Here is an 18,473-nt window from a genome sequence, read left to right as displayed (position 1 = left end):
GTATTTGGTGATGTTCAAATCCAAACAATTGCTGTCGGTGCTGATTTGGGTAGCGGTTTCATGGCTGCCAGGTTGTGGCAGCAACGAAGAACCAGATGATTCAGTTCAGGCTGCCACGGTGCCGCTTGTCCAAGGCCAACCGTATGAATACTGGATGTTTGTTGGCGCGGCTGACGCTGAAGTCTTTCGACAGCTTGGTGCAAAAGTCAAAGAACTGGCTCTGGTCGGCTTGGCAGGCGAGAGTGTGATCACAATCTTTGATTGTTCGAAGCAGCGGATCGTTGGCACCGCAACGGTTCCGTATGGTCCGGCAAAAGTTCGCAAGCGGAACCCGGTGTTTGGAGCGAGCTATCTGGCAATCAAAAAGTTTTTTGCTCAGGATCCGGCCGACCGATCCTCCGTCTCGCTGCGGATTACGGAAATCCCAATGTGCATCGAAAAGAATCGACGCACCGAGCTTCCGTTAAGAATTGTCTTGGTCGGCGACGCTGTCTATCGGAATCCGGACAATCCGACGTTCGACATGGTCGAAGATCGATATCCCGACGTTGGATTGATCGGTCATCCACAGAGCCCTTGGAAAACCAAGCCGTTCTCAACGGACACGGAGTTGGCTTTGATTCCTGTTCGAGAAGACTGGGGATCGAATCCAACGCATCAAGTCCGCGTTCAAGAGTTCTACCAAAGCTGGTTTCGTGAGCTGAACGGTCAATTAGCACGCTTGACGACCGACGTGAATCTCGCTTGCTCATTCAAAGAACCGTTTTTACCGGATCCGAAGCGAACGGAATCGCCGCTGCCAGTGATGCGAGAAGCGACGACGCCAGTCATCATCGCCATCCCGACGAAGCGGCCTGAGCCAAAGAAAGTCGACGTGATACCTGCCGTGGCCAGCTTTCAGCGAAAGGGATCGATGGCGTATCAGTTTGAAATGGCTGGCGCGTCAATTGAACAGTTGAAGGATCTTTCCGTCACGATCGTGCTGGTTGTTGATGGTAGCGGTTCACAGGCGTCAAATCTGGCGAGCATCGGCAACGTTTTCAATCGTATCGTTTCCGAAGTGCCGGGACTTGTGCAGTCGTTGCGATTGGGTGTCCGGGTACGACGAACAGCCCCCGATGTCGCACTTGAAATGACGGATGTGCTTCCATCATCGCCAGCGGGTGATGTCGCAAATCAAAGCGTCCGATCGTTCTTTCGCGACGTGACTGCGGACGGTGGAGACGAACCCTTTGTTTCCATGCTTCGCGATGGAATCAAAACGTTCCAGCGCACGTCACGGGCTGACCGAGAGCTGCTGATCTTTATGACAGATGTGGTTACAGCAGACGATTCACTGACAGTCGAGGTCGCCAAATCGGAGATCGATCAATGGTTGGCCGAGCGATCATCACGACGGTTTTTGGCAGTCCATACCGGCGCGGAAGGTGAGCATCGCAAGGCCCTTCGTGAACTGACGCGGCCCTTCCGCGCGAAGTTGGTCGATGGCACATCAAAAGTGCTTGATCAGTTCATTGAACTTTGCCGGATCGGTTTACCCGGTGCGCCAACGGTCGCAGCGAGTCCATCGATAGAGCACCGTCAAGTGGCGACGGAACAATCAACGCAGATGCCGCTTAGTCCATAAGTCTGTCGCCAAGCGAACAAATCTGCTGGGACAGCCGGAAGCTGTTCCAGCAAGCAGGATGCCACCATTGCTCACGGAAGGTTCAGAGGAATTGCACATCGATAGCACAACGGTTCGAGGATTGAATGATGAACAGCCCACTCCATCCATTGATGCATGGACTGATGTCAGATGACACCAGCAATCAGTTCTTCCATTGGTTGACCAACGCCAACGAGCAGGAAATTCTCGCGGAAGTAGAAACTGTGACAAATGTTAATTTGGCGATCATCGAACAGCTATCGATTTCGATTGCCGACCACATTCGCATGGGTAAGACGCAGCAGTGCTTGCGCACCGGTGGGTTCCTCTTCATTTTTGATGCAGCAACCCCGGAGCTGAAGAAGAAAGAGAAGATCGCGACAATGGAACAGGAAATCAACATGTCGCGTTCCCAGCAGTACAAGTACGTCGACGCTTTCAAGCGTTTTCGAAAGCCACTGCTTTTGAATCAACGATTGTGTCGACAGTTCGTCCCCGTTGGCTTGATGTTGCTGAGCACGCCCAACGCTCCGCACGAGGCGGGGCAGATCGCGATCGAACGAGCTGAAAAAGGACAGATTATCGACAAGCGAGCGGCAATGGAGATTCTGTCCCATTTTGCGCCGGCTAAATCGAAGCCCGCCAGAAAGACGAAAGCTTTGGCTATCTCAGATACCACTGGCCAGACCTTGGTGGACGAACCATTCAACACCAAGTCATTCGAAGCCAATGCGCACACACTAAATGTCATCCAGGCCAGACGCGACGAAGTGGACGCCAAAAGTACTGCAAAGCGACCACCGTCGGGCAAAGTGGTCTACGAAGACAACATCGCCGAGCTTTGCATGGTCATCAAGGGTGAAGACCGTAGCAACGGCCCCGAAGTCGTCATCCATATTCTTGAACAAGCCCTGCAGCACTGGAGAAGCAAGCACGGCGTTGCTGCGATCATTGCCCAAACCCTGTAACTCTTACCGCAAAGGTCGTTTAATGTTTGATCGAAGCAAAGTCAGCCGAGACCTGGATACGTTTGAGGACGTTAGTGCCTCACGAAATGGAGCGGCTACGTATCGCACCAAAAGTACCAGAGTGCGCCGCCGTCACTCATTTGGTGAGGCCGTTCGATTCTGGATCCTGATGCTGTTGATCGCTCCGATTTTGTTTACCGTGGTTTTTGCGGTAGCAGCGCAAGGCATTCGGGAACTTGTCCCCGTCATGCGAACCAGATTGTCTCGGCTCCCATTCCCTGGATTTGAGCTGCTGGAGTCCTATCAGGGCTACTCCGATTTGGATCTTAGCCATCTCGCCAGTGTACTTTTGTTTATCGCCGTGACTCTCATTTGGATTCGGGTGATCTCGGAATCGAAGGGGTTGGGCACGGTGATGCAGCAACGCAAGAGCAACCCGATTGTCTTTTACCTGTTCGCAGCCATCGCCGTGATCATCTTGTCCGCTGACGCGTTTGTTTTTTATTGCGGCCTTGCCGCCAGGAACAACGGTTGGACCGAAACATCGGGCTACGTGCCGATCGCCTGTACTGCACTCTACGCAGCGGGAGTTGCCGCCTTCGGGGCGCTCCACCAGTCGTACCACGAATCGTGAACTCCCTTAATGAGGTTTGTTGATCATGAAAAACGCTATCCATCTTTTACCGGTCCCAGCATTGATTGGACTGCTGCTCTGCTTTTCCGGTTGCCTGAAAAAGAGCGAGACTCCGCTCCGGCCCGTCTTTGAAACACAATCTCTGGATTCCTGTTTAGCAATTGGGATCGATCTGAGTGGCAGTTTTGCCGACGACCTGACCAAGCGGGCGTATCCCTTGATCCTGGGAATGATGGCAGACTTCACCGACCAAAGTTTCGGTGGGGACTGCAAAATCGTATTGTCGCAAATGAGTGGCAACGACGATGTGTTGCTGTTCGAAGGGACGCCCGAGGAATTGCGACATCGTTTCCGTTCGCCGGAGGAGATGTCGGGTTTTTTGAAAGCCCACTCCAAACCGGATCGCTCCCCGGTTTACGTCGCCACTCGAACGACGATTGACTACATCAACGCAATGCCTGATGTCGCGGCCGACACCAAAGTCGTCACCGTGTTGTTGAGTGACATGCGAGACAGCGAGTCAAACCTTCCGACGAAGTCCAAGGAGGGGTATCGGATGATCGACTCACTGACCCACTATCGAGAACGCGGCGGAAACTTGGCGTTGTACTTTGTCGCCAATGATGAAGTGTCTCGCTGGAAGACCATTCTGGAGCGTTCCGGATTTGAGCCCGGTCAGTTTGTGATTAACAACGCGTTGGTGACGAGCCCGGAGCTACCGCGATTCTAGTTCGGCTTGGTCCATCTGTTTCTCATTCCGGAATCCCCTGCCAGTTGCAAATCGACTACCAATCATCCCATCCACGCCGTCCACGTTGGCTTTTCAAGTCCCTCTCACTCCGCAGAACCCAAGATGCAACGATACATTGATCCTGGCCTGCCGCCATGGCCGCCGTTGTACTTTGACGAAGAAAATCGCTGCGCAAGGGTTTCGGTGCGAATCGCCGACTGGCGTTCATTCGATCGGGGGATTCTTGCCACGAAAGTCTGCGTGATTCCAGCCGCAATCTATGCCATGTTTCGGATATGGATGGCGATCCCCGACGACCAAGAGCCACTGGTTCGATTCGTGATGTGGCTGGCCGGAGTCGGAATCGTTGTTCCCCTGTTGGTCTCAAGCGCGGAGATGTTTCTACCAAGAAGCTTCGCTTCGACCTTGTTCGCGCACAACCTGAAATTTATCGCCACGGCCGACGCGGTTGGATTTCGATCGTGGTTCTATGATCGCGGATTGAGAGTCGGCAGGGGCGAGGGTCGAGACGCCGTCTTGTTGCGAACCATGTTGGGTGAGGATCGCGATGCGGAGGCGAGGTTGGAACAGCTGTCTGATGCACCGCCAAATCCGGCGCAGCGGCGGTACCCCAAGTCCCATTTGAAGCACGCCAAGGTGATCGACTTGGTGATCGAAAGCGGAATATCGCAGCAAAGGGTTTCGGACCCCAGCAGTGCCACGGGGTTCCGATCGATCGCCATTGCGGGCGCAGATTCGAAGCAAGGCGAGATGCTGACCATGGTTTTCAACACCGCGATCCGTTTGACCACGGAAACATCGAGCAACAGGAGCGGCCTTGGGCCATCGGAAGGAATGGACCTGGACCTTAGCCATTGAACGGAGCGATCCATGCTATTAACCATCAAAGAAGTGAGTGAGCGTCTCAAGATCAGCAAGAGCAAGGTTTATGCGATGGCGGCAAAAGGTGATCTGCCTTCGATCTTGATTGGAACGTGCCGCCGAGTTCTGGAATCCGATTTGGAACAGTTCTTGGAAGAACGTCGCCATGATGCGGTCAAGCTGCCATCGAGTAACAGCAAGCACTTTTAGTCGTCAAATTCCCCTCCGCTAGCCCTTGGAGAACCGATGTCCGTCAAACATCGCCTCAAGTCAATCCGCCTGCGATACGGTTTCAACTCAATCGCCCGGAAGCCCCGGTTCAAGTTGAAAGCTGCTTTTCTAAAGTCACACCGGTTACCGAAAGCGAAAGAACACTTTCAATCGGGCAGTCGAGATCGGTTGAAGCCAACGTTGTCCAAGCCGAGCTTGACGCTGACACCGCACGGAGCCAGAAGCGTTCGCGGCGCAAAGCGTCGAAGTGTCGCAATGAAAGGCGTCGACGTCACCAAGTTGCCCAACGTCCGGCCCTATCGAAAGCGACCGGTGAAAGAGCAGTTCCGACGACAGGCCGCGAAACGCAGCCAATCGCAGAATGGCCGTGGGCGATAAAGCTTGCGCGACACGAACATTCTTTGTTACCATGGTGATGCAATGACTTGGACAAACGAACAAATTGATGTGTGGATGAAACCATCCAAGCGGACGTTGATGGATGCCAATGGCGATGCACTCGTTTTGGAACAGACAGCATTGTTTTGGGAGCAGTTCGACGAATTAGTCGACGCCGGTCATTTCACCGTGGCGCAATTGATTGGTTTCGGGAACGACACGATGGAAGAGTTCACGCTTCCTTTCAACCTAGCCATCCAGGACGCAGTGGGGCATCTGTACGCAGACCGTTTCGCTTAAATCGGCTGCCCGCAACAGGCCAATGATAGAAGCGCAACCAGGGTGCTAACGATTGGCGAACAGTTGAAAGCTCCCTCACCAAGAACGATCGCGGACCATCCTTCTGCACCGTGGAAGGCCGATCATCCTGTTTTAGTTGCACGGTTTTGGATGGGGTGACAGCCGGGACGTTGGAGGCGATAATCGGTCCGATAAAAGACGGGTCGGGGCAATTTCAAACGAGCTGGTTTGCCCAAGATGTGCTTCCGTGATGCTCGACCTTTGGAACAAGACGTTTCATGACTGCCAACTTTTCTCAGACCGCGGCGTACATCTGGTCACTTGCGGATCTGCTTCGCGGCGATTTCAAGCAATCGCAGTACGGGCGCGTGATCTTGCCGTTCACGATTCTGCGGCGGTTGGAATGTGTGCTCGAAGCGACCAAGCCTAAGGTGCTGGCTCAGGCCGAAAAACTCAGTTCCATGCCGGCACTTGAAGTCGAAGCCCGTGAGAAGTTTCTGATCAAAGCCGCCAAGCAATCGTTCTACAACACATCGGCGATGGACCTGTCTAAGATGGGCAGTGCCGATATCAAGTCAAACTTGCTCTCCTATGTGGACAGTTTCTCCCGCGACGCCCGCGAAATCTTCGAGCACTTCAAGTTCGCCGAATTTATCGCTCAGCTCCAAGACGCCAACCTGCTCTACAAAGTCGTCCAGAAAGTTGCGCTGACCGACCTCAGCCCCGACGCGATCAGCAACCACGACATGGGGCTCGTTTTCGAGGAACTCATTCGCCGGTTTGCGGAATCCAGCAACGAAACCGCGGGGGAACACTTCACGCCGCGAGACATCGTGCGGCTGACCACTTCGCTGGTCTTCATGGAAGACGACGACGCGCTGACCGAACCGGGCATCATCCGCACCATTTACGATCCCACGGCGGGGACCGGCGGATTTCTTTCCAGTGGGATGGAATATGTCCATGAGTTGAACCCCGACGCCGTCATGCGAGCCTTTGGCCAGGAGCTGAACCCCGAGAGTTATGCGATCTGCAAAGGCGACATGCTGATCAAGGGCCAGGACGTCAGCCGCATCAAACTGGGCAACACGCTCGGCGACGACCAATTGGTCGCCGACCGATTCGACTACATGCTCTCCAATCCGCCGTTTGGCGTCGATTGGAAGAAAGTGGAAGGCACCATTAAAGACGAGCAAAAACTGAAAGGCTTTGACGGACGCTTTGGACCGGGACTGCCGCGAGTCAGCGACGGATCGCTGCTGTTCCTGATGCACCTGATCAGCAAGATGCGCGACTACGATCCCAACGACCCCAATAAGAACGGCGGACGCATCGGCATCATTCTGAACGGATCGCCGCTGTTCACGGGCGGCGCGGGCAGCGGTGAGAGCGAAATCCGGCGATACATCTTGGAAAGCGATCTGTTGGAAGCCATCGTCGCCTTGCCGACCGACATGTTCTACAACACCGGTATCGCGACCTACGTCTGGATCCTGTCCAACAAAAAAGAGAAGAAGCGACGCGGCAAGGTCCAACTGATCAACGGCGTGCATCTGTATCAAAAGATGCGGAAGAGTCTGGGCAGCAAGCGGCAAGAGATTGGCGAAGACGACGTTCGGCTGGTCACGCGAACCTTCGGCAACTTTGCAGCCGTCGAAAGTTACCGCCTGGACAAAGACGACAATGACAACCCGACGCGTAAGCGAGGGACCACCAGCAATAAGAAAGCCGCCAAGAAAACGTTCGGCAGCAAGATCTTTGAAAGTCACGAATTCGGCTACCGACGCATCACCATCGAGCGCCCACTGCGTCTTTCAGTCCAGTTCACCGACGAGCGAATTGAAACGCTCCGCTTTGCATCCGGCAAGCTCAACGCGGCAATGCAGACTATTTGGGAACGAATCCTCAACCAGTCGCCTGGCGATGGCCCGCGGTTCTACGACAATCTCGCGGAACCGAACGCTAGCGCGTTGCGGCTGATGGAAACCGAGATCCGAGCCCTGGTCAAATCCGACTTTGCCGACCTCAAAGAAAAGCAAATCAAAGACCTGCTCGATGCAAAATCATGGACGGCCCAAAAAGAACTGCTCGACAAAGCTATCAGGTTGCAAACGACGATCGGCACAGCCCAGCACGATGACTTCATCGAGTTTGAGGACAAGCTGAAGCAAGCGATCAAGGACGCCGACGTCGAGTTAGATGCGAAGCAGAAAAAGCAAATCATCGCCGCCGTCAGTTGGACCAACCCCGACGCCGAGCCAGTCATCAAGAAGGTTATTAGCCGTTTGGGCGTTAGCCCCGGTTCCAAGAGCAAAGGTAAGCCAGTCGAAGCCAACCCAACCTATGGAACGTTTGAGTACCGAGACCAGATCGTCCAGTTCCAGCCCGACAGCGACTTGCGAGACAACGAAGACGTGCCGTTGACCGCCGACACTGCTCGTGGCGCGAAAGTCGATGCGGTGAACGAAGCCTACTTCAACAAAGAAGTCGCCCCGCACGTCCCCGACGCCTGGATCGACAAAGGGAAAACAGACGACAAGGATGGCGGGGTCGGCATCGTCGGCTACGAGATCCCGTTCAACCGACATTTCTACGAGTACGAACCCCCGAGGCCGCTGAAGGAGATCGACGCCGAGTTGGATGAACTGAGCGGCGAGATCATGCAGATGCTGCAGGAGGCTCACTCTTGAGATTGCGGCGATACGAAAACTACCAACAAGCCGACGACGATTGGTTGGGCGAACTTCCAGATCATTGGAATGTACGCCGAACGAAGACAATGTTCACGCTGCAAAAGAGTAAAGTCGGAAGAGCCTCAGCCGACTACTCGTTGCTTTCATTGACGCTTGGTGGCGTTATCGTTCGAGACATGGATGAAGGCGGCAAACTGCCAGCCGAGTTCGACAACTATCAGATTGTTCAACCGGGCGACTTGGTTTTCTGCCTGTTCGACATTGATGAAACTCCGCGAACAATCGGCATCGCCTACGATCACGGAATGATTACCGGCGCATACAGCGTCTACCGAGCATTGCCGTCGTGCGTGCCTGAATACGCTTCTTACTATTTCCTGCACTTGGACTCGTTCAAGGGGCTCCGTCCGTTCTACACCGGACTCCGCAAAGTCGTTCGGGCCGACACCTTCTCAAAGGTGACGATGCCCGCTCCGCCTCTGGAAGAACAAAAGCAGATCGCGGCGTTCCTGGACTACGAGACGGCGAAGATTGATGCGTTGATTGAGAAGCAGCAGCAGCTCATCGCCTTGCTCGGGGAGAAACGTCAGGCCGTCATCAGTCATGCGGTCACCAAAGGCTTGAACCCCGACGCCCCCCTGCGAGATTCCGGCGTCGAGTGGGTCGGAGACATCCCTGAACATTGGCGGACACCGCCCGTTTACGCTCGCTACGACGCAGTTCTCGGAAAGATGTACGACGAGAACAAGCTCACTGGATTGCACCCAACCGTCTATCTTCGCAACGCAGATGTGAATTGGGATTCGATCAATGTCGAGTCTCTTCCGACCATGGACATCACGCCCCACGAGTTTGAGCGCTTCAGCGTCAAGAAAGGCGACCTTTTGATCTGCGAAGGTGGTGCAGGAATTGGACAAACTGCTATTTGGCAAGATGAGCTTGAACGGTGTGGCTTTCAAAAAGCGCTGCACCGACTAAGACCACTTGATCCAGATGTTGAGAACCCAAGATTCTTCTACTACTGCATGCGATTCGTCATTGAAACTGACTGGGTACTCGCGGGCGGGACGGCAACAATCCCACATCTCACTGGCGAACAACTTCGGAAGTATCGCTTCCCATGTCCGCCGAAATACGAGCAGGATGAGATAGTCTCGCATCTTGATACGATCTCAGAGAAGTTCGACAGGATTGAGTCACATGCTTCCGAGGCAGTCGAACTTCTCCAAGAACGCCGCACCGCACTCATCTCCGCCGCCGTCACCGGCAAGATCGACGTTCGTGGCTGGAAGCGTCCTTCCTCCGATGCCCGACTCGAAACCGAAATGGAGGTCGCATGAATGCAGCCTATATCATCTCGGATGAGTGGTGTCGAAAGATACCGCTGTTGCATCAGATCCTGGCCGGAACACGCTCGCACAAGGACTTTCCTGATCCAACACGTGTAACGGATTTGCACGACGCTTGTGCTGTGTGGGAAACCCTGCATTACCTCTTGAAATCTCTGCTTGGCTGGCAAGATCCCGCTCAGGGATTGGCGTGGTGGTACCAGAATGGCCAACGAAATGCCGACTCAGCATTACTCCAACTGGTCAGTCAAGTGTGGGGATGGGACCACGCCATCGACTTTTATGCCGCATGGGCCTGGAGCAGCAGCGATCCGACAACGGGTGAAGAGTCTTTTCGTTATTTTCCGGATGACGCATGGTGGACTGAATTCCGCCGCCGATCGGAACCTGCCTGGAAAGACCCGTATCACGGCGGATCCAACCCGCTGCACCTCGGGCACAGTCACGTCGATCCGTTTGGCGGCATCGAGGGCAAACTGGAACTGACGAAGACTTGGGAACTTTTTCACGACGAGAAAACGCGACGAGCCGTCCTGATCGTGGATCACATCGGCGTGTGGCGAGACGCGCTCAATCGGGCCGATGGTCGGCTGCCGAGCCTCGGAAATCGCTCGTGGTATGTGCAAATCTTCGACCGGCAATTTGGTGGGTTGGGTACCTTTCGCAAGAGCCGCGTAACGGGGCGTTGGTTTCAAGGAAAGCACAGCATCCACATGGCCGGCAATAGTCCCAACAACGCAACCGAAATGGAGGTTGCATGAACGATGACTCTCACTACAGCCGAGGGGAATGTCTTTTATTTCATCGCAACACCGCTGAACAGAACGCGATCTCCGTAAGCCATTGTTCTGAAACGACTTGCTTATTTCATTGCAATCCGCACCTACCGTTTCCCTGTCTATTCTGCTAATTGAAAATGAAGGCTGACTCCAAGAAAACCGTTTTTCAGCGGGGTATCATCGAACAGATCATTGCTGGCGGTTGGAAGCGAACCTGTGCCCGAACGGAAGGTGGCTGCTAAGCATGGCGACTGAGTTTGTGATCTACACCGATGAGTCCGTGAAAGACGGTGCGTACTTCTCCAACTTCTACGGAGGTGTGCTGGTTAGGTCGCGAGATCTGTTGCGTGTGACCGCTCAGCTTTCAGACTGCAAAGCCGAACTGAATCTTCATGGCGAGTTGAAGTGGACGAAAGTAACCGAAAACTATCTCGGCAAGTACAAGACGGTGATGGACGCTTTCTTTGACCTGATTGCGGCAGACTTGGCGAAAGTGCGAATCATGTTCACCAATAACACCTATGTTCCGCAGGGCCTGACATCGGAGCAGCGGCAATCAGAATATCACCGACTGTACTACCAGTTCATCAAGCACGGATTTGGACTCGCTTTTTCAAATGAGGAGCACGATGGACCAAAACGCGTTCGATTGAACATGGATCAAATGCCCACCAGTCGTGAAGAAACGGCCAAGTTTAAATCTTTCATTGAGGCCCTGTCACGCAACCCTGAGATGCGTCGCGCGAATGTCGATTTTGACCGGCAGCAGATCGCAGAGGTTGATTCAAAGAACCATGACTTGCTGCAATGCCTCGATGTTGTCCTGGGCGCGATGACCTTCCGGCTGAACAACCTGCACCTCGTGAAACCCGAAGGGCAATACAGGCGTGGTAAACGCACCGTCGCAAAGGAGAAGCTTTTCAAGCATATTTCTGCGAGGGTGCGTGTGATTTATCCGCACTTCAACATCGGTGAATCAACCGGAACCCAGGGTGATCTAGCGAATCGCTGGCGGCACCCTTACCGCCACTGGAAGTTGGTGCCGCGAAACCACGATCGCGATATGACCCGCACCAAACCATGAACTCCGTCAGGACACAAAAAAACCCCGTGCTCACTATGTCTTGCGACGTGCCCCAAGTGGAACTTGGGCCTTCGAGAGCGACAGGGTCTACCTTGAATGATCGGTTAGAAAGCCCCATAAGTCAAGTGATAGCTGAATCCTGGCTTCAGAGAAAAAGTCCGAACAATCGACTCAAGCTCGATTCACAAGTGAAATCAACATGAACGCTGACTCCAAAGAAGCCGCCTTTCAACAGGACATCATCGACCAAATGGTTGCGGGCGGTTGGAAGCTCGGTGATCCAGCCAAGTACGATCGGAAACTGGCTCTCTACACCGATGACTGCTTGGAATACGTCAAAACAACTCAGCCCAAGGCCTGGGAGAAGTACGAAAAGCTCTATCCGACCAACCCCGAGCAAGCGTTTATCGACAAGCTCGCTTCGCAACTTGCCAAAGCCGATCCGCAGGCGAGCGACAAGTCACTTCGCACGTTCGGGACGCTGGGCGTGCTCCGACACGAACTGCGTGACAAGTCGGCGTCGTTCAAAATGTGCCAGTTCAAACCCGAGCACGGTTTGAACCCCGATACGCTCGCCATGTACGAAGGCAACATCCTGCGAGTCGTCCCCGAACTGGTTTACAGCCCCTACGCCACGGCAGCGGAACTGGCGGAAACCGGCAAGCAGGCCAAGAAGTGGCGGATCGATTTGGTGCTGTTCGTCAACGGCATCCCCGTAGTGACAATGGAACTGAAAAGCGAGTTTAAACAGGCAGTCGAGAATGCGATTCGCCAGTACCAGAAAACGCGGCTGCCCAAAGACCCCGAAACGAACAAACCGGAACCGCTGCTGACTTTCAAACGCGGCGCTTTAGTTCACTTTGCCGTCAGCCAGTATCAGGCCGCCATGGCAACACGACTGGCAGGAGCCGAGACAAAGTTTCTGCCTTTCAACCGGGGCACGAAAGACGGCGGTGCGGGCAATGACACACCCGAAGACGTTCACCAGTACGCCACCGACTATTTGTGGAACGAGGTTCTGGCTCCCGCCAATTTGCTGCAGATCATCGGTCGCTTTATCCACTTGGAAATCCAAACCGAAGAGAATTGGGACGGACGAAAGAAGAGAAAGGAGGCGTTGATCTTTCCCCGCTATCACCAGTGGGACCTGGTTCGCAAACTCGTCGGCGCCAGCCGCGCCGAAGGACCCGGTCACAAGTACCTGGCTCAGCACAGCGCCGGCAGCGGCAAGTCCAACAGTATCGCCTGGACGGCTCACCAGCTTTCATCACTGTACAACGACGCAGGCGACAAAGTTTTTCACAGCGTGATTGTCGTTACCGACCGCACCGTGCTGGACGATCAACTTCAAGACACGATTTATCAGTTCGAGCATGCCGACGGAGTCGTTGGGCGGATTAACCGAGACGAGGGCCAGGGATCGAAGTCCGAAAAGCTTGCAGCGGCCCTGGAGAGCAGCCAACCCATCGTGATCGTGACAATCCAGACCTTTCCCCACGTGCTGAAAGCCATCGAGAACAGTGTCAGTCTGAAAGAACGTTGCTACGCCATCATCGCCGACGAAGCTCATAGCTCCCAGTCAGGACGTACGGCAGGGCAGTTGAAGGAAGTGCTAACGAAAGAGGAGCAAGACGAGGATGAGCCGGCCACCGCCGAGGACGCTTTGGCAGCCAGTGTCGACGCTCGCAAGGGGGCACCCAACCTCAGTTACTACGCTTTCACCGCGACGCCAAAAAGCAAGACGCTGGAATTGTTCGGTCGACGGCCTGATCCCGCTCTGCCAGTTTCGAAACAGAACAAACCCAAGGCGTTTCACGTCTACAGCATGCGGCAGGCGATCGAGGAAGGCTACATCCTGGATGTGTTGAAAAATTACACCAGTTACAAGGTCGCCTACAACTTGGCGCAAAAGGTCGCCAAGCCAGATTGCGAAGTCGACGCGAAGAAAGCCAAGGTTCGAATCGGCCAATGGGTTCGCTTGCACGACTACAACATCGCGCAAAAGGTCAAGGCGATCGTCGAGCACTACCGGCAAACCGTGATGGGCTTGCTGAACGGTCACGCCAAGGCGATGGTGGTCACCGGTTCTCGCAAAGAAGCGGTGCGATACAAGCTGGAATTCGACAAGTACATCAAAAAGAAACAGTACAGTCAGCTAGCGGCGATGGTAGCGTTTTCTGGCGAAGTGGAATTCAAGCCGGGCGATCCAAACGCGGAAGGTTTGCTGGGTGAAAAATTCACCGAAAGCGGTATGAACCCAGGTCTGAAAGGCCGGGACATGCGAAAAGCTTTCGACACCGGCGAGTATCACGTGATGATCGTGGCCAAGAAATTCCAAACCGGTTTCGATCAACCGAAGCTGTGCGCCATGTACGTGGACAAGAAACTCGGTGGGTTGGAGTGTGTGCAAACGCTGTCGCGACTCAATCGTGTTTTCCCCGGTAAGGAAGAAACCTATGTCCTGGACTTCTTCAACGACCCAGACGATATCCTGGAGGCGTTTCAAGAGTACTACGAGACTGCGAAGCTGTTGGACGTCTCGGACCCGAATCTGATCTGGGAACTATTCGACAAGCTGCGAGGATCGGGGATTTTCCTGTGGTCGGAAGTGACTCAGTTCAGCGAAGTTTACTTCGTCAAGAGCAAGAGCAACGCCGCCATCAGCAACGTTTGCCGGCCAGCCGTCGACCGATGGCAGAATCGATACAAGGCCGCACGGACGGAATACGACAAGCACAAGAAGCTATTTGATCACGCTAAGAAACTGGGCGATCCGACCTTCATCGCGAATGCCGAAGGCGACATGAAGGAAGCGAAGAAGGAGCTGGACGCATTGGGCATTTTCAAAGCGGACCTGGTATCCTTCTGCCGCTACTACGAGTTCATGTCCCAAATCGTCGACTACGACAGCACGGACCTGGAGAAACTCAGCCTGTTCGCCCGTCACTTGGCACCGTTGTTGCGAGAAGAGGCTCCCCAAGATGATTCGATCGATTTGACGTCGGTTGGCCTCAGTCACTACCGGCTCTCAAAGATCAAGCAGCAGGATCTAATTCTGGTCAAAGAGGGTGCCGCCGGATTAACGGTGGGATCCGAACTCGGCTCCGGCAAAGCAAAGTCAAAGAAAGAAGAATGGCTGTCGCAGATCATCGCCCGTTTAAATGAGTTGTTCATCACGGACGGGCTCACCGATCAAGACTTGATCAACTACGCCTACACGATCCGTGACAAAGTCCGTGAAAATCAGGTCGTCATGAATCAAATCGAAAACAATTCCCCCGAGCAAGCCATGTTGGGCGACTTTGCGGGCGCGCTTGACGACGCGGTGATGAGCAGCAGCGAGGTCCATCAGAATCAGATGACCCAGTATCTCAACAGCCCCGAACTGCAAGCCAAATTTCAAAAAGTCATTTTTGACATGCTCCTCGCAAAGGGAGCGTAGTAGACATCATGAGCAGCATTTCCTATTCCACTGCCCTGTCCGTCGTTTGGGCGAATTCGCTTCTATAGATTTGCACGGTTCACACCAATCTGTTGCCGGCCTTCAGAGATATCAATCAGCAACGAATTGTCGCCCGGTGGTCGCTGTCACTTGCACCCACTCCCCATCGATGAAACTTGGAGCAAGCCATCAACGTCTCGACGCGTCGGAGAAAAAGACCGACGTCAGCTCGCCAAATGCCCGGAGTCGATGCAACCTCAGCGTCCGATCATCCGGTAGACTTAGAAGCTAAACCTGAGTGAAAACTGCCAGATCTAATGCCGACGAAGGCCAATAGTCACCACCATAGATCACATCCGATGTCTTTGCGAACTGGCAGAAACGTGGACTAGCAACTGTAGGTGTGTCACAATGCAAGAAAGCAAATCGGTCGAGCCACCACCAATTCCCAAGGACATATCAACGAAACGACCCTACGCGGGATACACAACGCTACATCTTGCGTTTGCCATCATCCTTACTGCAGCCTTGACTTTCCTGACAAGCCAATTCGCATTTCGGTGGTATGCGGATTACATCAAGCAAATCGTAGTGTATGCGCTTGGCACCACCGCTGCATTTCTCGTGGCTGCATTGCTGGTTGTTCTCGTTTGGCGGCATTTAATGCGTAATGCCAGCTTGCGTGAAGACCACACGCTCTCGGATGTGTTTGGAACTCTTTCGCGTATTTCAAATAGATGGCTCACCGAGAGCGAGTCGAACGACGTTGATACCCTCGCAAAACAACTGATTGCTTGGTTCGCCTGGTTCAGAACCACCAAGACAATTTTCGTTACAGCTACCGGCATGCTGCTCGCGCTCGCCGGATTCTTCGGTTCCTCGCTTATCGTTCGCCAAAACGAACTGATTGAAGACCAATCTAAGTTGCTCAAAACACAGAACATACTCGCCAGAACGCAAATCGAATTGGCCGAATCGGGTCGCCGTGCTGCACTGATTTTCGACCTTTCCGGCATTATGGGGCAATACCTGATCGAACGCCCGCCTGTCATTTGGCCCGCAAACCGCGACCCGACAAGCTTGGAAACGTACAAACCTGGGCTCCCAGACGCAGCTAAATCACGAGTAGTCGCTCTAAGTCGAGCCCTGGTTCCGTATACGGTTGTTGAAGATGATGGTTCGACACTTCCTGAGCCGAAGAGCCCGGGGCGTGGGCAGCTGCTCGCAAATTTGATCGATTCGGGTTGCGACTACAGGCCTCTGCTTTCGCAATGTGATTTCAGCAACTCATACCTTCGCGATGCCCAGCTCAATCAATCCAAGTTCTTTCAAGTCCACTTCGAGGGCTCTGACTTTCGCAACGCCAATCTCCGCTTTAGTTTTTGGCGCGACTGCTTCTTACCCGAAGCAAGCGCATTCGCTGGTGCCGACTTCGAAGGAATCAGCTTCCAGCGAGTCTTCGTCAATAGTGCATCATGGTTGCAAGACCTACAATCAGTTAAGCCTCCTGTACGCAACCTCAATATCGACGAGTTTACTATTGGAAAGTATCGGCTCATTGACGGTTGGCAATCTACCTTTAAGTTTATATCGAAGCCGGTCGATGTCGACCAATTTGGGAAAGAAGTACAAGACGATTCAACAGCGAACACAATTCAGTGCTACATCGAACGACTGACTGACATTCAGGTACAATACGACGAGCTTGGAGCCGCCGGTCTGTACGCAGTCCACAATGTCGCCCTTCAACCCACTCTAGTTCCAGTTCCCGCCAACATGCCTGAAGCTCCACCAATGGCGGAGCCAGTGGCTCCACCATCCGACCAGGAAACGGATGCACCACGTTTCTAGATCCTGAGGAAACGTGCCCTGGTCGCTCAGGCCCCAGTTCATGTATCAGTTAATTCTTTCCACAAACACTCGGTCGGAGATGGTAAGGAGCAATAAAACGGCGGACGGACATGTTCGCACCACTCAGTCAATGGTCGGCGAAACTGAGGAGCCGTGCGGTCCGGCCACCAAGTTGATTCTTCGGAGCGCACAGTGGGCAAGACCGCACGCAATTCATCGAAAGGTAAAGTTGCTGAAGTTGGACAAACCGACCGCCGCTGCACGTGTGGCTGACTGCATTCGGTGCCCCGCACCGACGCAGGAACTTTAGTGTCAGTGCTTGAGCAACCGAGGAATCCCTATCGCGGTCACTCGGCAAAGTCCGGCTCTTTGCTCGCAGCACGGAGTTTTGTTGTTTAGGCTGTTAGCCCGCTGCATTGCGTGCCTGCTGTCGCAAGAAGTCGACGTTTTGGGCGAGGTGGGCGTAGTTGTTGATCATTCGGGTGTCTTTGTGGCCCATCAGGTGTGACAGTGAGACGGTGTCGACGCTGCGGATCAGGGCGTTGGTGGCGTAGCTGTGGCGGGCGCCGTAGGCGATGACTCGGAAGCCCACCTTTTTCGTGATCCTGGTCAGCCGGCATTTGATGGAATCCTTAGTCCAGGGGTTTTGATCTGAGTTCAGAAACAATGGTCCGGTGGGGCGCTCGGAAAGCAGTGGTTTGATGATCGCTTGCGCCTGTGGTGTCATGAAGATGACTCGAGAATCGGTTTCGCCTTTCGATTCGTCCGGTGGGAAAATCACAAGATCATCATGGATGTGGCGGGCTTCCATCGTTCGAGCTTCTTTGGGCCGGCAGCCGGTCGCCCAGATGAAATCGAGAAAGGGAATCAACGGGCCGATGGCGTGCGACTTGATTTGCTTCCACTGCTCGGGTGTGTAGACGATCTCGCGACGCTTGGCTTTCGGTTTTTTAATTCGTGGGATCGGGCTGGACGAGAGGTAGCCTTGATCGATCGACCAGTTGAGCATTCGCTGAACGATCGTGATGGCGTCATTGCGGCTGGTGGAGCTCCAGCTGTCTTTGTTGGTCCAGGTCGTCAGGTGATGTGGCTTGAGAGCACTCGGCTTCATCGTTTTTCCGACCGCCTGAATGAAGCTTTTCAGGTAGTGCTTGTGCTTGTCGTAGGTGACTTTCTTGCGGTTGTCCTGGACCCAGTCGAGGTAGCTTTGGGTGAGCTCGTAGAGGGTGCACAGCTCGGCTCGCACGGACTGCTGATCAAGCATCAAGGCATGGTACTTCTCGAACGCCTGCTGCTTGTTCGGGCCGAGCGTGACGCGTTGTCCGTTGATCGTGCAGACCCATCGTTTCTGGGCTTTGCGATAGTACGGCTTGGGCTCACGTGGCATCGTTTCTCTCCTGAAAAGGGTACGGAAAAGGGTACACCTGAGAGAAAAGCTTGCAAGAAATGCCTAAAAGACAAGTGGGCGATACTGGATTCGAACCAGTGACCTCTGCCGTGTGAA

The 18,473-nt window shown here is 54.0% G+C and carries 14 protein-coding genes; 13 read left to right on the top strand and 1 reads right to left on the bottom strand.

Features of this window, described 5'->3' with window-relative positions; translation table 11 throughout:
• Positions 1 to 10 precede the first annotated feature (10 nt).
• The 13 genes from NHH03_RS14065 (at position 11) to NHH03_RS14005 (ending at position 16,969) form a co-directional block, all read left to right on the top strand.
• Positions 11 to 1,627, top strand: a complete 1,617-nt coding sequence (locus tag NHH03_RS14065) for a hypothetical protein (RefSeq protein ID WP_253157126.1) — start codon at positions 11 to 13, stop codon at positions 1,625 to 1,627.
• 125 nt (positions 1,628 to 1,752) lie between these two features.
• Entirely contained in the window at positions 1,753 to 2,616 is an 864-nt protein-coding gene (locus NHH03_RS14060; RefSeq protein WP_253157124.1) for a hypothetical protein, read from the top strand.
• Between the two features lie 169 nt (positions 2,617 to 2,785).
• On the top strand, positions 2,786 to 3,250 hold the full coding sequence (locus NHH03_RS14055; protein ID WP_253157122.1) for a hypothetical protein: 465 nt from the start codon (positions 2,786 to 2,788) through the stop codon (positions 3,248 to 3,250).
• Between the two features lie 25 nt (positions 3,251 to 3,275).
• Complete coding sequence (locus tag NHH03_RS14050) at positions 3,276 to 3,980, top strand: hypothetical protein (RefSeq protein WP_253157120.1); 705 nt, start codon at positions 3,276 to 3,278, stop codon at positions 3,978 to 3,980.
• Between the two features lie 123 nt (positions 3,981 to 4,103).
• On the top strand, positions 4,104 to 4,859 hold the full coding sequence (locus NHH03_RS14045; RefSeq protein ID WP_253157118.1) for a hypothetical protein: 756 nt from the start codon (positions 4,104 to 4,106) through the stop codon (positions 4,857 to 4,859).
• A 12-nt stretch (positions 4,860 to 4,871) separates the two neighbouring features.
• Positions 4,872 to 5,072: a helix-turn-helix domain-containing protein gene (locus NHH03_RS14040; protein ID WP_253157116.1), complete on the top strand. Its 201-nt coding sequence runs from the start codon at positions 4,872 to 4,874 to the stop codon at positions 5,070 to 5,072.
• Positions 5,073 to 5,546: 474 nt separating this feature from the next.
• Complete coding sequence (locus tag NHH03_RS14035; protein WP_253157114.1) at positions 5,547 to 5,771, top strand: hypothetical protein; 225 nt, start codon at positions 5,547 to 5,549, stop codon at positions 5,769 to 5,771.
• 278 nt (positions 5,772 to 6,049) lie between these two features.
• Positions 6,050 to 8,461, top strand: a complete 2,412-nt coding sequence (locus NHH03_RS14030) for a type I restriction-modification system subunit M (RefSeq protein ID WP_253157112.1) — start codon at positions 6,050 to 6,052, stop codon at positions 8,459 to 8,461.
• An 89-nt stretch (positions 8,462 to 8,550) separates the two neighbouring features.
• On the top strand, positions 8,551 to 9,804 hold the full coding sequence (locus NHH03_RS14025; RefSeq protein WP_253157111.1) for a restriction endonuclease subunit S: 1,254 nt from the start codon (positions 8,551 to 8,553) through the stop codon (positions 9,802 to 9,804).
• Positions 9,801 to 10,574, top strand: coding sequence for a hypothetical protein (locus tag NHH03_RS14020; RefSeq protein WP_253157109.1), 774 nt, complete (start codon positions 9,801 to 9,803; stop codon positions 10,572 to 10,574). Before NHH03_RS14025 ends, NHH03_RS14020 begins: the two co-directional genes overlap by 4 nt.
• 262 nt (positions 10,575 to 10,836) lie before the next feature.
• Positions 10,837 to 11,676, top strand: a complete 840-nt coding sequence (locus tag NHH03_RS14015) for a DUF3800 domain-containing protein (protein WP_253157108.1) — start codon at positions 10,837 to 10,839, stop codon at positions 11,674 to 11,676.
• Positions 11,677 to 11,875: 199 nt separating this feature from the next.
• Positions 11,876 to 15,118 carry a type I restriction endonuclease subunit R gene (locus NHH03_RS14010; RefSeq protein WP_253157107.1) on the top strand — a complete coding sequence of 1,081 codons (3,243 nt, stop codon included), beginning with the start codon at positions 11,876 to 11,878 and terminating at the stop codon, positions 15,116 to 15,118.
• 411 nt (positions 15,119 to 15,529) lie between these two features.
• Positions 15,530 to 16,969 carry a pentapeptide repeat-containing protein gene (locus tag NHH03_RS14005; protein WP_253157106.1) on the top strand — a complete coding sequence of 480 codons (1,440 nt, stop codon included), beginning with the start codon at positions 15,530 to 15,532 and terminating at the stop codon, positions 16,967 to 16,969.
• Positions 16,970 to 17,372: 403 nt separating this feature from the next.
• On the opposite strand, the gene NHH03_RS14000 is transcribed toward NHH03_RS14005, so the two are convergent.
• Positions 17,373 to 18,356, bottom strand: a complete 984-nt coding sequence (locus NHH03_RS14000) for a tyrosine-type recombinase/integrase (RefSeq protein ID WP_253157105.1) — start codon at positions 18,354 to 18,356, stop codon at positions 17,373 to 17,375.
• Positions 18,357 to 18,473 lie beyond the last annotated feature (117 nt).

Origin of the sequence: Stieleria tagensis, assembly GCF_024129865.1 — a bacterium.
Taxonomy (GTDB): Bacteria; Planctomycetota; Planctomycetia; order Pirellulales; family Pirellulaceae; genus Stieleria; species Stieleria tagensis.
The sequence above is the reverse complement of the archived record's forward strand: the minus strand, read 5'-3'. Positions and strand labels throughout refer to the sequence as shown.

Coding starts and splice junctions, on each gene's coding strand:
- NHH03_RS14065 (WP_253157126.1), top strand. CDS start 11: ATGTTCAAATCCAAACAATTGCTGTCGGTGCTGATTTGGGTAGCGGTT.
- NHH03_RS14060 (WP_253157124.1), top strand. CDS start 1,753: ATGATGAACAGCCCACTCCATCCATTGATGCATGGACTGATGTCAGAT.
- NHH03_RS14055 (WP_253157122.1), top strand. CDS start 2,786: ATGCTGTTGATCGCTCCGATTTTGTTTACCGTGGTTTTTGCGGTAGCA.
- NHH03_RS14050 (WP_253157120.1), top strand. CDS start 3,276: ATGAAAAACGCTATCCATCTTTTACCGGTCCCAGCATTGATTGGACTG.
- NHH03_RS14045 (WP_253157118.1), top strand. CDS start 4,104: ATGCAACGATACATTGATCCTGGCCTGCCGCCATGGCCGCCGTTGTAC.
- NHH03_RS14040 (WP_253157116.1), top strand. CDS start 4,872: ATGCTATTAACCATCAAAGAAGTGAGTGAGCGTCTCAAGATCAGCAAG.
- NHH03_RS14035 (WP_253157114.1), top strand. CDS start 5,547: ATGAAACCATCCAAGCGGACGTTGATGGATGCCAATGGCGATGCACTC.
- NHH03_RS14030 (WP_253157112.1), top strand. CDS start 6,050: ATGACTGCCAACTTTTCTCAGACCGCGGCGTACATCTGGTCACTTGCG.
- NHH03_RS14025 (WP_253157111.1), top strand. CDS start 8,551: ATGTTCACGCTGCAAAAGAGTAAAGTCGGAAGAGCCTCAGCCGACTAC.
- NHH03_RS14020 (WP_253157109.1), top strand. CDS start 9,801: ATGAATGCAGCCTATATCATCTCGGATGAGTGGTGTCGAAAGATACCG.
- NHH03_RS14015 (WP_253157108.1), top strand. CDS start 10,837: ATGGCGACTGAGTTTGTGATCTACACCGATGAGTCCGTGAAAGACGGT.
- NHH03_RS14010 (WP_253157107.1), top strand. CDS start 11,876: ATGAACGCTGACTCCAAAGAAGCCGCCTTTCAACAGGACATCATCGAC.
- NHH03_RS14005 (WP_253157106.1), top strand. CDS start 15,530: ATGCAAGAAAGCAAATCGGTCGAGCCACCACCAATTCCCAAGGACATA.
- NHH03_RS14000 (WP_253157105.1), bottom strand. CDS start 18,356: ATGCCACGTGAGCCCAAGCCGTACTATCGCAAAGCCCAGAAACGATGG.